Below are 15,057 nucleotides of genomic sequence, written 5' to 3'. Positions count from 1 at the left end.
TATATTTATTCTTCGACGCTTACTTCAACGGGATCGCTCTCCCAAATACCGTGTTTAGTACAGTAGCTTTGTGCGACGAGGTGGAGTTTTTTACCGGTCGGAACGATCGTAAACGTGACTTCCGCTTGACCTTTTTTATCTTGTCCTCCGAGCGTTCCGGCAACAAAATCGGCTCTTGCTAAAAGTGTTTCGCCGTTGTAAAGTTGAATATTGGCGATATAGTGGTCAAAATCGTCCGGATGCGTATAGGCATTTCCGACTTTAACGGTCACTTTAAACGGTGCATTTTGTTTAGCATTTTGCGCACAGGCGATAAAGGGAGAGTGTCGATCGATATAATCTTTTTTAGCTTCTCTCTCAACGGTGTCGATATCGACGTAACGATTAATTTTTGGCATTCCATGACTCCTTGTTGTTTAAAAGATGTGAAATCATAATACACAATCGTGAAAATAACTCTTAAAAATAGGAGAGATAAAGTCCTATTTATAATTTTTTAAGGAGCAAAGATCTTTTGCTCCTTACATGTGAGGTTTTAGAGGAGGGTAACGCGAACGTTGTGCTTATCAACGCCGATCGCTTTAGCATTCGTTTCTCCCAATGCCAACACTAAAAGTTCGGGAAGCGTGAGGCTAAAAAGTCCGATTTCGCGACCGAGGAGTTTTTCGCTCTCTTTTTGGTAGGCGTCGCACATCACAAAACTGCGCGCGTCCGTCACGACGATGAAATCCGCCGCATTGTCGAACATATCGAGCATCGCTTTGCCGCAAAGTTTTTGGGCGGCTTGCGGATTTGCATCGAAGAGTTCGTATCCGTCGCTTTCAAAACGGTGCTCGTGTTTAATGCGTTTGAGTTCTATCAGTTCCAAAAGGGTGTTTAAATCTTCATCGCGGTTAAATTTGCGAGCACGGCAATATGCGCTGCTTTGGAAAAGTGCTGCTTGAAACTTCGTAAAAGGGTGCTTGAGCATCGTTTTGAGCTTTTCACTGTCGCAGACTTCCAGTAAAAAACGCTCTAAGCTTAAAATTTCGACGTCAAGGTTCAGCGTAACGCTTTTATCCAAGAGCGCGGAGGCTACTTTTTCATAGAGCTCGGGATTTGTCTGAAGAGCCTCTTTCGTTATAGCAAGAGAGCTGAACGAACTTTGCTCCGGACAGACGATATGCGCGTTTTCTTTCGCGGCTTTGGAAAGCGTGAAGGCATTGCGAATGAAGAACTTTTCTTGATCCAGCATCATCATCTCAAATCCGACGTCGGATTTAACCTCTTTTAAAGAGGGAACGTCAAGCTCCAACATGCGAAAAAGTGTTTGGGTCGCTTGCGTGAAAGGGGTTGTTTTATCGGCTTCGATTAAACTATCGAATAAAAAGTAACGTTTCATCGTCTCTCCTTACAACGTGTCGACGCGACGGGATAATTTTTCGACCAAAGGATTAAAAAACGGTCGATGTTGCATCATCGTGTTTTTCAATGCGGCGATTTTTCGCTCGACTTCGCCTGCACACGGATAGATTTTTTGGCACAATCTCGTGCGTACGAAGATACCGGTTTTTTCATCGGCGATCACGTTTAAAATTTTCTCTTTTTGCTCGGGATATTTTTGAATCATATCGAAAGCAAACGCAAACAAAGCGTCGCCTTGAAAATCTTCAATGACGTCTAAAGCACTGGAAGCATAACGGTAAATCAGATACTGCTCGTAAAGGGCTTTATCTTTACCGTCCACCCAAGCATTGAGCCGATCAAAGTTGCGATAAAAATCGTCGGTATCGATGATCATATCTTTGATAGCACGTTTGATGCTAAGCGGTTCTAAGCACAACTCTTTACCCATTGACTCGACGACACCTTTGAGTGTTTCGGAAGCAAAGAGGGCTTTTTGATTGATTTTAAGAGCCGAAAGAGCGTCTTTTGGGAAATCAAAGCTAGGATCTTGTGCCTGAATAAGCGTTAAAAGCGTTTGAACGCTTTCGTTAAGATCGACGGTGACGTAGTGGGTTTTGTAGTAAGGAAGAAAATCTGTTTTTGCGTCAAAGCGAAAAACGCTGAGGGCAAGTTTACACTCCATTTTTTCGAACTCCTTTTAAGGTAATACTCTATTCTAGCGCACTTTTACTTAAGGAAAACGCCTATTTTTCAAGTGGTTTTAGGCGCACGCGTCGCTATAATGGCTTCTTAATGCGTATCATCTTACAATAGCCTTCGTACAAAACTTTTGGTGTACGTAAAAGCACTAAAGGTGCGCGGGCGTTACGTCTTGCAAAACCCAGTGTTAACGTAGCTTTTGGAGCTTTGCTTCAAAGGCGTGTTAAAGATAAAAAAGCACCGAAGGTGCGCGGGCACTCCGCCGAGGAGAACCCAGTGTTAACGTAGCTTTTGGAGCTTTGCTTCAAAGGCGTGTTAAAGATAAAAAAGCACCGAAGGTGCGCGGGCATTGCGCCGAGCAAAACCCAGTGTTAACGTAGTCTTTGGAGCTTTGCTTCAAAGGCGTGGCAAAGATAAAAAAGTTTAAACGCAAGTGGGGTTACATGGACAAAGAGTCTTTTTTTATTTCGCAATTTCCAAGTACGAGCATCGGCGACGACGGTGCGGTTGTGGGGAATTTCGTCTATGCAAAAGACCTGTTTTGCGAAGGGATTCATTTTAGACGCGACTGGATGCGTTTGGATCAAATCGCGCAAAAAAGCATGTTGGTCAATATCTCCGACGCGATTGCGATGAATGCAAAACCTAAATGGGCATTGATCGGCGTCGTGATGCCTAAAACATTCGACTACGCGCAACTCAAAGAATTAAGCGGAGGGTTTCAAAAGGTAGCATGCCGCTACGGAATCGACATCATCGGCGGCGACACGACCGCGGGGGAAACCTTGGCGATCTCGATTACGATCATTGCCGAGCGTCCTTCGCATGTTTTGTATCGAAGCGGTGCAAAAATAGGCGATTACGTCGCGTATACCGGGACGCTCGGTCGTTCTTATCGTGAGTTGACGCGCCTGTTGCGCGGAGGGAGCGTCTCTTCGTCGGGACGCTTTATGCAACCCGATCTTAAAGAGCGTTTCGTTTACAAAGCCGCTCGTTATTGGCATGCGGGTATGGATATTTCCGACGGACTCTTTAAAGACCTTTCGCGTCTTTTAAAACAAAGCGGTAAAAAGGGCGTTCGCTGGCTCAAACGGCTCCCTAAAAGGCTTACATGTAGCGGGGAAGAGTATGAGATGCTTTTTTGTTTCGATCCGCGTAAAAAACGAACGGTTGCGCGCCTTGCCCGTCAAACGCGCACGAAAATGACGATTGTTGGTCGCGTGCAAAGAGGACGGCTTAGGTGTCGTTGTCGGGAACATCATTTTTGAGGGTGACGTCCTTCGCACGCCAATCAACATCGCAACGCTTTCCTCATCGAGCGTAGAAACCGTATGCAAAAGGGCATACTATTAACCAATCAAGGACATTTATGAACAGGCAATTTTTTCTCTCTCATTCGCCGATTAACGCGATGTTTACCAAAAACAGCAGTGACTTCGTGGTCAATGAAATTCCACTCTATCCTTTCAGCGGTGAGGGCGAGCATTTGGTCTTACATGTCAGAAAAAAAGACCTCACGACATGGGATATGTTGCAATATTTTAGCGAAGTCACAGGCTGTAAAGTGCGCGATTTTGGTTATGCAGGACTGAAAGACAAAGAGGGCATGACGACGCAGTATATTTCGTTGCATAAAAATTTCGAGCCAAAACTTGCCAACTTTAGCCATGAAAAGATCAAAATTTTAGACAAAACCTACCACAACAATAAAATCCGTACAGGACACTTAAAAGGCAATCGCTTTTTCGTACGCCTTAAAAAAGTTAACCCGATTGACGCAAAAAAGCTTCAAGATGGACTCAAAAAGATCAGTGCTGAGGGCTTCCCAAACTTCTTTGGCTATCAGCGTTTTGGCATTGACGGCGATAACTATATCAAGGGTAAAGCGATCTTAGAGGGCAAACGCAAAGAGCGCAACCCTAAGATGAAAGAGTTTTTTATCAACGCGTATCAGAGCTATCTGTTTAACATGTGGCTTTCAAAACGCATCGAAATGAGCCGCTTGATCGAAGAGTTTAACGTCGCCGATGCGACACGCGCAACAAACCTGCCCAAAGAAATGGTCGAAAGCCTTAAAAAACAACCTCAGTTTTTTAAACTTTTGCACGGCGATGTGTTGCATCATTACCCTGCGGGCAAAGCGTTCGTGTGTGAAACTGTTGCAGAAGAGCTTCCGCGTTTTTTAGCGCACGGTATCACGATAGCCGGTTGGTTGGTCGGCGGTAAAAATATTCGTGCCGAATACGAGGCGGGCGAAATCGAACAGATGATTTTTAAAGAGAGCGTGCCTTTTTTAGACAAAATCAACGGAAGCCGTCGCTTTGCATGGAGTTTTGCGGAAGATGTTGAGGGTATTTACAAAGAAGAAGAGGCATGGTTTGAAATGCATTTTTCCCTTCCAAAAGGCTCGTACGCTACCGTGATCATCGAGGAATTACTTAAGATAGAATTATAAAAATTTCTTAATGGAATACTTTATGCAAGATTTCCTTTTAGCATTGTCGTTGGCGTAAAACGACGACGGTGCTAATCCGTAACGGAGCTTGCTATGACAATCAAATACCGTTTGATTATTTCCGCTTTCATCAGTTCATGCGTGGTCGTTTTACTCATAGGTCTTTCGTTTATCACGATTCAACGGGTACAAATTCAAGGAAGTTTATACGAACAAATCATTCTCTCCAAAGACCTTTTAGCCGACATTCTTCCGCCTCCGGAATATATCATCGAAGCGCGCTTGGTCAGTTATCAACTTGCCGACAGCACGCAAGCACAGATTGAAGAGCACAAACACAAGCTTGAAACCTTACAAAAAGATTTTTTAGATCGTCAGCGTTATTGGGAGCAAAGTACTTTACCCCAACCGTTACGACAACTCATTTTGGAACATATAAAAGCTCCGGCATTACGTTATTTTGAAGTAACGGCAACCAAGTTGATTCCTGCCGTCGAACGCGGAGATTTAAAAGAGGCGTATGCCCTGTTACACGGTGAGTTACAAACGTATTATGAAGAACATCGTCGCTTTGTCGATCAATTGGTCGTGCTTTCCAATGAACAGGCTCAAAAAGACGAAAACCGTTCTAACGAAGCCTTAAAATCGGGATACGCAACGATGATTTTAACCGCTACGTTCGGTATCGGTATTTTACTCTTTGTATCGTGGTATACGTCACGGGTCATTCTTAAAAATATCAATAAACTCAAAGATATTGCCGCACTGCTTGCTTCCGAAAAAGCCGATCTTTCCCGTCGCTTACCGATTGAGAGCAATGATGAAATCGCGCATACTTCCGAACATTTCAATCGCCTTTTCGATCAATTCGAACATGTCGTTCTCATGGCACAAGAAGAAGAGGCGAAAATGAAAGAGGCGCATCGCGAAGTGAACGAACATATGGCACAATCTCGTTTGATGATAGCATTAAGCAATGCCATGACCTCCGGTGCGATTGAAGGAAGCGTTGCTATACAACATACGATGCAATCGACGATAGTGACATTGCAGGAGATATTAACTCTGAACGAGCAAACCTCCGTGGTCGTAACCGACGTACATCAAAGCACCGATGAAATCATACATGCAATCGATCGTATCGTCGAAAGAGTCAACGAAACGCGTCAAAATGCTCAAAGCGTGACGCAAAGTACGCAAGAAATCGGTCACGTCATCGCTTTAATCAAAGATATTTCCGATCAAACCAATCTTTTAGCACTGAATGCCGCCATCGAAGCGGCGCGTGCGGGCGAACACGGACGCGGGTTTGCGGTGGTTGCCGATGAAGTTAGAAAATTGGCGGAGCGAACGCAAAAAGCAACTGCCGAAGTCGAAGCAACCATCAATATTCTTAGACAAAACTCCGAAGTCATGGTCGAAAACACCAAATCTACGGAAAACTACGCACTCGAATCGGCACAAAAACTGGATCGCTTCAAAAACGCGTTGCATCATTTAACCGATAATGCCGATGCGATTCGAAGGGAAAATCGACTGATTTCTTACGATATTTTCATTGAATTAGCCAAATTGGATCATATTATTTTTAAACTCAACGCTTATAATGCCCTTTTCAATAACGATACTAAAATAAACTTGAGCAATCATCACGAATGTCGTTTGGGCAAATGGTATGACGAAGGAGACGGAAAAACCGCTTTCGGACATGTTCCGAGTTTTCAACGTTTAGCCGCGCCGCATGCCTTGATTCACGAAAAAATCTTGGAATCGTTAAAATGCCTTTGTACCGACGGTTGCACGCAAAATGCCGCAGCTATTTTGGAGAATTTTAAAACCGTCGAAATCAAAAGCAAAGAGCTTTTTGAAGTTCTTGATCGAATGATCGAAGAGGTCAAAAAGTCGTAGCTCTTCTCTCCTTCAGAGCACCTTTAAGGGGAAGTTTGCTACAATAATCGTTCTAAAGGTACGGCAGGTGATTGCTTGGACGCGTGCGTTCAAGAGGAAAGTCCGGGCTACATGTGAGACATGGTTCCGTCTAACGGACGGCTAGGGTAACCTAAGGGACAGTGCAACAGAGAGTAAACTACCATGCTGACTATCATTCTTGCGAAAGCATAGCTTTTGCGAGATGAATTGGAGACGAGCTTTGCTTGTCTCCAAGAAGACAGTTTAATGGAAAAGGTGAAACGGCGGGGTAAGAGCCCACCAGCGCTTTGAGTAATCATCGCGGCTATGTAAACCCAACCTGTAGCAAGAAGGGACGGTTTTGGTCTCACGCTTCATAAACCCTTCGCTAGAGGCTTATCGTAAGATAAGTCGTAGATAAATAATCACCCCAGACAGAACCCGGCTTATCGCCGTACCTTTTGTCCCAAAGCCTAAAAAAGGATGTTTTTGGAAAATCTTATCTTTTTAGCGCATGTGGTACTTTTAATGGTACTCTCTCCGATTATTTCTCGCCTTTTTCGCCTTCCCACAGCCGTCGTCGAAATTTTACTCGGTACGTTTGCTATTTGGTCTGGATTCTTACATGTCGATAACGACGTCTTTAAAAACCTCGCCAAAATCGGGTTTTTTTATCTGATGTTTTTAGCGGGTTTAGAGATCGATATTCAGCGTTTTTTAGAGTATAAAGATCGTTTTTTAAAAAAAGCGATGTTGTATTTCGGATGTTTATACGGTATTTCGTTTTCGCTTTATTTTATCATGGGTCTTTCTGCCGTCTATATCGTTGCTATACCGATCGTCTCGTTAGGGATGATTATGGCGTTGATCAACCAGCACGGACGTCGACACAAATGGCTTGAACTTTCACTCATTATCGGTGTAATCGGCGAGATTATCAGTATCGGCGCATTGGTGATTTTCGACGGTATGATCACGCACGGGTTCGGTTGGCATTTTGTCAAAAGCTTGATGATTTTAGCCTTGGTTTTTCTCTCTTCGTACGTTCTTTTCCGTTTAGTTAAAATTCTTTTTTGGTGGTATCCGCAACTCAAAAATATTATTATGCCGAACCACGATACGATGCACCAAAGTTTACGTTTCAGTATGGCGCTTTTTTTCGTTTTGATCGCAACGATGCAATGGCTTGAAATCGATATGGTTTTAGGTGCGTTTATCGCCGGTATTTATATTTCGAATTTTTTTACGCATAAACGCGAACTGCCGCATCAACTCTCAACGTTCGGTTTTGGATTTTTGGTACCACTTTTTTTCATCTTCGTCGGAACGACGTTGGATCTTAATCTCGTGTTTAGTTCGCATATTTTAATGCATGCTCTGTGGATTATGATTGCGATGGTTTTGGCACGTATGATCAGCTCTTTTATTGCCTATTACAGCTATTTGGGATTTAAAAGTACAATTCTTTTTAGTTTGGGCGATTCGATGCCTTTGACGTTTTTGGTTGCCATTGCAACCATTGCGGTTAAAAACGGAGCGATCGATGCGAATGAATATGCTTCGTTTATCGTTGCCGCTTTGATGGAAGGTATTTTGATTATGACCTTGATACAGTTTTTAATGTACCTCTTCGCTAAGTTTGAAAAAAACGATCTCTAAATAACGCCCGAGGAAGCGCAGTGAGTCAAAAATTAAGCTTTTTCCGCTATTTCCACTTGATGGCGATTGCGGTTTTTTTACTCTTTTCGGTTGCGTTTTTCGGCTTTAGTTTTTACAACATCAAACATAAATTTTATAGTGACGTTGCGGCTTTGAAGGAGAGCTATTTTCAGACGCAAAAAGAGCTCTTGCAAAAAGAGGTCAATCGCTTCATCGAAGAGATCGACCAAAAACGCCGATCGGCCTATGCCAATACCCAACGTCTCGTTCGTGCGCGCGTGGATGAAGCCTACAATGTGGCGGTGCACATATACGAGGAGAACAAAGATAAACACTCCCCCTCACAAATCCAAGAGCGCATTATTCAAACGCTTCGTATGCTGCGTTACGAGCACAATAAAGGGTATTTTTTTATTCTTGATTTGAACGGCACGGCAATGCTTTTGACCAATCATCCCGAGATGGAAGGAAAAACACTTCTCAACGTGCACAATATCGAAGGAAGATGTATTGCCAAAGGCATGATCGATATTGCCCAAACGATGTCGGAAGGTTATTACGAATACCTTTGGAGCAAACCTTTTGAAGAAGCCGACAACCATAAAAAAATCTCGTATGTTAAACGGTTCGAACCTTTTGACTGGTTGATCGGAACAGGCTATTATGTCGAAGATTCGGAAGCGCAAATACGCCAAGAGATTTTGGCGGATGAGCGACGCTTTCACTTTGACGATCAGCAAGACGGGTATGTGTTTATCGGTACGTGGGAGGGTTTTTCGCTTTCGTATCCTGCGCCGAATCGTAACATGTACGATACTCAAGACGCACAAGGCAAACGGGTCGTTCAAGAATTGATTCAAACTGCCAAATCAGGAGGCGGTTTTGTCGAATACGTTATGCCTCCGTTGAAAAACGAAAAAGCCTTGCCGAAACTGAGTTACGTGAGAGCCTATCCGGATTGGCGATGGTATGTGGGAGCCGGAGTTTACGTCGATAAAATAGAACAAGACATCGCGCAATTGGAAGCTAAAATGTACGACGAACTCAAGGCGATGCTTTCGTCGATCGGTATTTGGATTTCGCTTTTTATTGCAACGGTTTGGACGGTTTATTTTTATCTTAACCGTCGTTTGCGTAAAGATTTTGAAACGTTTATCGCTTTTTTCGATTCCTTATCGAGCAAAGACCGTCTGATCGATACGCAATCGTTAAAATTCAAGGAGTTTGAAGAGCTAGCACTTCATGCCAACACGATGTTGACGGCAAAAATACATAGCAATAAACATCTTGAGCAGTATAAGAAAATCGTCTCGAGTTCTGAAGATTTTTTAGCGCTTATTGATCGTCATTATACCTATTTGGCGATTAGCGAGGCGTATTTAAGCTTTTTTGATAAAGAAAAAGAGGCAATCGTCGGACATACGATGCCAGAGCTTTTCGGAGAACAGTATTTTGCCGAGACGCTAAAGCCCATGAGCGATCGAGTTTTGTGCGGTGAAACGTTTGAATCCGAATATTGGGTGCTCTCGTCGTTCGGCAAGCGTTTTTTACATGCAAAATATTTTCCTTATTACGAACAAGGCGACAAACTACCTTCCGCTTACGTTGTTTCCGCGCGCGACAATACCGAGAAAAAAGCCAATGAAGAGCGTTTAATCGCCTCGGAAAAGGCCCTCGAATTTTTAGCGCACAACGACGTTTTAACCGGACTTCCTAACCGCTTATTGTTAAACGACAGAATTGCCCATGCGATTGAAAATAGCAAACGGCATATGCAAATGATTGCCGTTTGTTTTATGGACTTGGACAATTTTAAGAAGATCAACGACAGCTTCGGGCACAGTTACGGCGACGAAATATTAAAGCAGTTTGCCCTTCGCGTGCAGCATAAAATTCGCCACTGCGATACGTTATCTCGTATCGGCGGAGACGAGTTTGTCTTAGTCATCGAGTCAATCAACGAACGCGCTGAAGTCGAAGTGATTTTGCGTAAGATTCAGACGATTTTTGAAGAGCCTTTTATCAATAAAGATCAAAAATTCTTTTTAACGGCAAGTATCGGCGTTAGTTTATATCCCGATCACGGAACCGAGGGCGAAACGCTGATTAAAAATGCCGATGCGGCAATGTATAAAGCCAAAGACGCCGGCAAAAACGCCTATGCTTTCTATACGATCGATATGACCGTCGCTTCGTACGAGCGTATCGGCATGGAAAACGCGCTTCGCGAAGCGGTTAAAGAGGAACAATTTTTGGTTTATTATCAACCGCAAATCGATCTTCAAACCCGTGAACTCATCGGCGTGGAAGCACTCGTTCGCTGGCGGCACCCTTTGGAGGGTATTTTGGCTCCGGGACGCTTTATCGCGTATGCCGAAGAGACGAGGTTGATCGTCGAAATCGGAGCATGGGTGTTGCGACAAACCTGTTTGGATTGGGTCGCATTGCACGAAGAGGGGCTTTTTAGCGGGACGGTTTCCGTGAATATCTCGGGTGTGCAAATTGAATTTAGCGATTTTCTTCAAACCCTTAAAACGGTTTTAGACGAGACCAAAATCGATCCGTCCGTGATTGAAATGGAAGTCACTGAGTCGATTTTGATGCACGATCCTAAGCGATGGATTATGCTTTTAAAAGAGATGCAAAGCTTGGGGCTTAATATCGCGATTGACGATTTCGGTACGGGGTATTCGTCTTTGAGTTATTTACGAAAGTTACCGATCAACAAACTCAAAGTCGACATGTCGTTTGTTAAAGATCTTCCGAGCCATGAAGATGCCTGTGCGATTGCCGATTCGATTATTCAGCTCTCACGTAGTATGAAAATTACGACCTTGGCGGAAGGAATCGAACATGAAGCGCAAGAACGTTTCTTGGCAGAACACGGTTGCGCTCAAGGTCAAGGTTATTTGTACGCAAAACCGATGAGCATCGAAGACTTACGCCAATGGATACGCCAAAGAACTACGGTTTAAAAAAATCGCAAATATCGACTTCTAAAATCGTTGCTATTTTATACAAATGCTCGATATTGTAGTGTTTATTCTCCAATCCAGCTTCAATTTTGGCGATCGTACTAACCGATTTATGCCCGATCGTGAGGGCTAGATCAAGTTGCGTCATCTTCTTTTCTTTACGAATATGCTGAACGTTACGGGCAATCAAGCGGTGAAACGCTTGAATTTCATCCGGTAAAAAATCTCTAAATGCCAGCATGATAATTTTCCCTATAGTGAAGTATTATCTAAGTTTATAACGGTTAAAATGTTTTTAAAATTCCCTATAGTGAATTAAAACAGTACGGTACGGTGTAAGCAGGATGGATAATTTTTGCATTAGTATTATGGTGGCAATAGGTGTTTTTTTTGGTATCGTCTTGCTTTTCTTCATCAAAATCATTGTCTCCCTCAAACGCAAAATGCTTTACCTCAATGAGTTGACGCAAAAAGACGAGTTAACTCAAGCCTATACGCGACGCTATTTTCTTGAAATTTTGGAATATCATTTAAGATTGTTACATCGTTACCATCATTCTTCTGCCGTTTTAATGATAGACGTGGATGATTTTAAACAGATAAATGATACACACGGACACCTTTTCGGTGACGAAGTTTTAGCGCATATTGTCAAGGAATGTAACTTAAAGTTACGTGAAGGAGACGTGCTGGCTCGCTTTGGAGGCGACGAATTTATTCTGTTATGTCCGCTGATCGATCGGGAGGATATTTTTGTCGTTATCGAAAAAATTCAAGACGCCTTGCGAACGTATCAGAACATACCGATTAGTATTAGCGTCGGCGTGTGCCTTTTCTCCCATTCGTTAAGTGCCGAAGCGATCGTCCAGTGCGCCGATCGTGCGTTGTACGCAGCGAAAGAAAAAGGGAAAAACCGCATCGAATGCGTTATGCCTTGAAAATTCCGCTAAATCAGAGTACAATTATCCGAAACCCTTATGCTAGGAGAGCCGGTTAAACCGGCTGAGATAAAGAATGACGATTCTTTGATCCTCAACGCCGAGTCTTTTGCTCGGTCGAGACCTGATCCGGATAATACCGGCGTAGGCAAGCATCAAAAATTCCTCCGTACTTTTCCCTCTCTTATTGCATCAGAGCGTTGAACTCTCTTTATGAGGATAGCGTATGAAACACTGTTTAACCATTGCCGGCTCGGATAGCTGCGGAGGTGCGGGCATTCAAGCCGATTTGAAAACTTTTAGTGCGAACGGAACGTACGGTATGAGCGTTATTACGGCGATTACGGCTCAAAATACGCAAGGCGTTTTTGACGTTCAAGACGTGACCCCAAACGTCATTACACGTCAAATCGAAGCCATTTTCGACGATATTCGCGTCGATGCGGTCAAGATCGGTATGGTATCGCGTCCTGAAACCATCCATGCGATCGTCTCCGCATTAAAAGGCTATGCCTTGCCGCCGCTTGTTGTCGATCCCGTGATGATTTCTAAAAGCGGTTACGATCTGTTACAACCCGAAGCCAAAAAAGCGTTGATTGAAGAACTCTTACCGATGGCGACGCTGATTACACCCAATTTACCCGAAGCGGAAGTCATCGTGGGTTATCGGATCGATTCTTTGGAAAAAATGCACCGTGCCGCAGGTGATTTACACGCGCTTGGATGTGCGAACGTTTTAGTCAAAGGCGGTCATTTGGAAGCGGACGCTATCGATGTCTTGTATGACGGAGAACATTTTTTTGAATTGCATTCGCCGCGCTTACACACGCGTAATACGCACGGTACGGGTTGTACGCTCTCATCGGCGATTGCGGCTTATTTAGCACAAGATTATCCGCTCAAAGAGGCGGTGGAAGAAGCAAAAGTCTATATTACCGAAGCAATTGAACACGGTTTTGCCTTGGGGCAGGGTGTGGGACCGGTGCATCATTTTTACGCACTGTATCGCAAAGCGGGATTAAACGTATGATGCGCGAAAAAACCGTTTTGGGCGGATGGAGCCTTTTTGCGCTGTGGTTTGGTGCCGCAATCTCTTTGGCGGAGATTTTAACGGGCTCTTTTTTGGCACCTTTGGGATTTATGCAAGGCGTATGGGCGATCGTGATCGGACATCTGATCGGCGGAGCGATTTTAATTTTGGGCGGCATCATCGGGTTTAATGCCAAAATAGGGGCGATGACCTCAACGCGTATCGCATTCGGCAGATACGGATCGTATCTTTTCTCTGTTTTAAATATGCTTCAGCTCTTAGGCTGGACGGCGGTGATGATGCTCTCCGGTGCTAAAGCCGCCGACGCGTTAAGCCTCTCTCTTTGGGGAATCGAAAATCTTCACGTTTGGACGATCGTGATTGCCGCTTTAATCCTGCTGTGGATCGCTTTGGGCAAACAGGGCTTTACGCGATTGAACGTTATCGCGGTCGTATTGCTTTTGGGTTTGACGCTTTTGTTATGTTTTGTCGTTTTTCGGGAACAAGAGATTTTTGCCTCGCCTTCGACCGGTGAGATGAGCTTTGGCGCGGCGTTGGAACTTTGCGTGATTATGCCGCTTTCGTGGTTACCGTTGATTGCCGATTATACACGCTTTGCAGCACATAAAACACGCGGTTTGATCGGGTGCTTTTCAGGCTATTTTCTCGGCAGTTCATTGATGTATACGATCGGCTTGGCGATGGCATTGTATGCCAAAGACGCAAGTGTTGCGAGTATGATGAACGCGCTCAATTTAGGATTTTTTGCTTTGGGTATCGTGTTACTTTCAACCGTAACGACGACGTTTTTGGACGCCTATTCCGCCGGAGTAACGTTTCGAAATCTTTTTCCTCAATTTTCCGAACGTTCAATCGCTTTAGTCATGACGTTGATAGGTCTTGGCGTTGCGCTTTTAACGCCGATTGAGGCGTACGAAAACTTTTTGTATGCGATAGGTTCGGTGTTTGCTCCTTTGTTTGCGATCGTGCTGAGTGATTATTTTCTCTTCGGCAATACACGTATCGATGAAACGTTACGCTTACATGTAGGGTATGTTTTTATTTGGATTGCGGGGATTATCGTCTATTATTACTTTTTAACGCTCGATTTTATTTTAGGGTCGACGTTACCGACGATGATCGTGACGCTTTTATTGTTTGTGACGCTTAGGAAAGGAGTTCGAACATGGACCTTAAAGAGCCACTAAAGGCACTCTTTGATGCGTTAGCGCATAAATGCGCCTTGATTCATCATATTACCAATTACGTGACGGTCAACGATTGTGCCAATACGGTGTTAGCCATCGGCGCATCGCCTATTATGGCGGACGAATTAAAAGAAGTCGAAGCAATGGTTTCATTGTGCGACGCTTTGGTTTTAAATATCGGAACGCTCAACGCCCAAACGTTCGAAGCAATGCAAAAAGCTGCTAGTAGGGCAAATGCAAAAGGGATTCCCGTTATCTTAGACCCCGTGGGTGTGTGTGCAACACCGTTTCGACTTCAAAGCGTTGAAGCATTATTGCAACATGTACGTATGGACGTCGTTCGCGGCAATATGGCGGAGATCAAAACGATTGCGGGATTGGAAGCGAAAAGTTCCGGTGTCGATTCGTTGGATGATGAAGCAGACGGCGGATTGATCGCCGCTTCGTTAGCCAAAAAACTTCAGTGTACGATTGCGATTACGGGGAAAGAAGATATCGTCTCAAACGGCAACGTAACGTATCGTTTGCAAAACGGCGATGCGTTATTAACGAAAGTGACGGGCACGGGATGCATGACGACTTCGTTGATCGGTAGTTTTTTAGGAACCAAAAGCGATGCGTTGATTTCGGCTATTGCCGGTATTTCGACGATGGCGATCGCTTCGGAATTAGCGGATAAAACCAAAGGCACGGGAAGTTTTCGCGTTTCGCTGATCGATGAAATTAGCAAGATGAACGCAGCGACGCTTCATCGTCGTTTACGGATTCAAAACGTGTTATAATCTCGCAAAAAGGAGCG

13 protein-coding genes, 1 other RNA gene and 1 riboswitch are annotated in these 15,057 nt (G+C 44.1%); of the genes, 10 read left to right on the top strand and 4 right to left on the bottom strand.

The features are described from left to right. Window positions 1–5 precede the first annotated feature (5 nt). The 3 genes from UCH003_RS07460 to UCH003_RS07450 all read right to left on the bottom strand — a co-directional run bounded on the left by UCH003_RS07460 (window position 6) and on the right by UCH003_RS07450 (window position 2,068). Window positions 6–398 (bottom strand): class II SORL domain-containing protein, encoded by a 393-nt coding sequence (locus tag UCH003_RS07460; protein WP_039675663.1) that lies wholly within the window; start codon window positions 396–398, stop codon window positions 6–8. Window positions 399–535: 137 nt separating this feature from the next. Next, window positions 536–1,381: a hypothetical protein gene (locus tag UCH003_RS07455; protein ID WP_060826023.1), complete on the bottom strand. Its 846-nt coding sequence runs from the start codon at window positions 1,379–1,381 to the stop codon at window positions 536–538. Between the two features lie 9 nt (window positions 1,382–1,390). Then, window positions 1,391–2,068 carry a DUF5644 domain-containing protein gene (locus UCH003_RS07450; protein WP_060826022.1) on the bottom strand — a complete coding sequence of 226 codons (678 nt, stop codon included), beginning with the start codon at window positions 2,066–2,068 and terminating at the stop codon, window positions 1,391–1,393. Between the two features lie 460 nt (window positions 2,069–2,528). Between UCH003_RS07450 and UCH003_RS07445 the strand changes: the two genes are divergently transcribed. The 6 genes from UCH003_RS07445 (at window position 2,529) to UCH003_RS07420 (ending at window position 11,082) form a co-directional block, all read left to right on the top strand. Next, window positions 2,529–3,353 carry a thiamine-phosphate kinase gene (locus UCH003_RS07445; protein ID WP_060826958.1) on the top strand — a complete coding sequence of 275 codons (825 nt, stop codon included), beginning with the start codon at window positions 2,529–2,531 and terminating at the stop codon, window positions 3,351–3,353. A 101-nt stretch (window positions 3,354–3,454) separates the two neighbouring features. Continuing rightward, window positions 3,455–4,540, top strand: a complete 1,086-nt coding sequence (gene truD, locus UCH003_RS07440) for a tRNA pseudouridine(13) synthase TruD (protein ID WP_060826021.1) — start codon at window positions 3,455–3,457, stop codon at window positions 4,538–4,540. Between the two features lie 93 nt (window positions 4,541–4,633). After that, window positions 4,634–6,448 (top strand): methyl-accepting chemotaxis protein, encoded by a 1,815-nt coding sequence (locus tag UCH003_RS07435; protein WP_060826020.1) that lies wholly within the window; start codon window positions 4,634–4,636, stop codon window positions 6,446–6,448. A 55-nt stretch (window positions 6,449–6,503) separates the two neighbouring features. Next, window positions 6,504–6,913: RNase P RNA component class A (rnpB, locus tag UCH003_RS07430), an RNA gene on the top strand. Between the two features lie 24 nt (window positions 6,914–6,937). Beyond that, on the top strand, window positions 6,938–8,107 hold the full coding sequence (locus tag UCH003_RS07425; protein ID WP_052435386.1) for a cation:proton antiporter: 1,170 nt from the start codon (window positions 6,938–6,940) through the stop codon (window positions 8,105–8,107). 20 nt (window positions 8,108–8,127) lie between these two features. Further along, a complete protein-coding gene (locus tag UCH003_RS07420; RefSeq protein WP_060826019.1) occupies window positions 8,128–11,082 on the top strand; it encodes a cache domain-containing protein in 2,955 nt (984 codons plus the stop codon). On the opposite strand, the gene UCH003_RS07415 is transcribed toward UCH003_RS07420, so the two are convergent. Then, window positions 11,072–11,323, bottom strand: a complete 252-nt coding sequence (locus UCH003_RS07415; RefSeq protein ID WP_060826018.1) for a helix-turn-helix domain-containing protein — start codon at window positions 11,321–11,323, stop codon at window positions 11,072–11,074. The genes UCH003_RS07420 and UCH003_RS07415 overlap by 11 nt on opposite strands. A 103-nt stretch (window positions 11,324–11,426) precedes the next feature. On the opposite strand from UCH003_RS07415, the gene UCH003_RS07410 reads away from it, so the two are divergent. The 4 genes from UCH003_RS07410 (at window position 11,427) to thiM (ending at window position 15,040) form a co-directional block, all read left to right on the top strand. Continuing rightward, window positions 11,427–12,020, top strand: coding sequence for a GGDEF domain-containing protein (locus UCH003_RS07410; protein ID WP_060826017.1), 594 nt, complete (start codon window positions 11,427–11,429; stop codon window positions 12,018–12,020). Window positions 12,021–12,054: 34 nt separating this feature from the next. Continuing rightward, window positions 12,055–12,188: riboswitch (TPP riboswitch) on the top strand. 58 nt (window positions 12,189–12,246) lie between these two features. Then, entirely contained in the window at window positions 12,247–13,050 is an 804-nt protein-coding gene (gene thiD / locus UCH003_RS07405; RefSeq protein WP_060826016.1) for a bifunctional hydroxymethylpyrimidine kinase/phosphomethylpyrimidine kinase, read from the top strand. Beyond that, complete coding sequence (gene cytX, locus UCH003_RS07400) at window positions 13,047–14,258, top strand: putative hydroxymethylpyrimidine transporter CytX (RefSeq protein WP_060826015.1); 1,212 nt, start codon at window positions 13,047–13,049, stop codon at window positions 14,256–14,258. Before thiD ends, cytX begins: the two co-directional genes overlap by 4 nt. Then, on the top strand, window positions 14,237–15,040 hold the full coding sequence (thiM, locus tag UCH003_RS07395) for a hydroxyethylthiazole kinase (RefSeq protein ID WP_060826014.1): 804 nt from the start codon (window positions 14,237–14,239) through the stop codon (window positions 15,038–15,040). Before cytX ends, thiM begins: the two co-directional genes overlap by 22 nt. Window positions 15,041–15,057 lie beyond the last annotated feature (17 nt).

The organism is Sulfurospirillum cavolei, assembly GCF_001548055.1.
Taxonomy (GTDB): Bacteria; Campylobacterota; Campylobacteria; order Campylobacterales; family Sulfurospirillaceae; genus Sulfurospirillum.
This window is presented reverse-complemented; position numbering and strand designations above follow the sequence as displayed.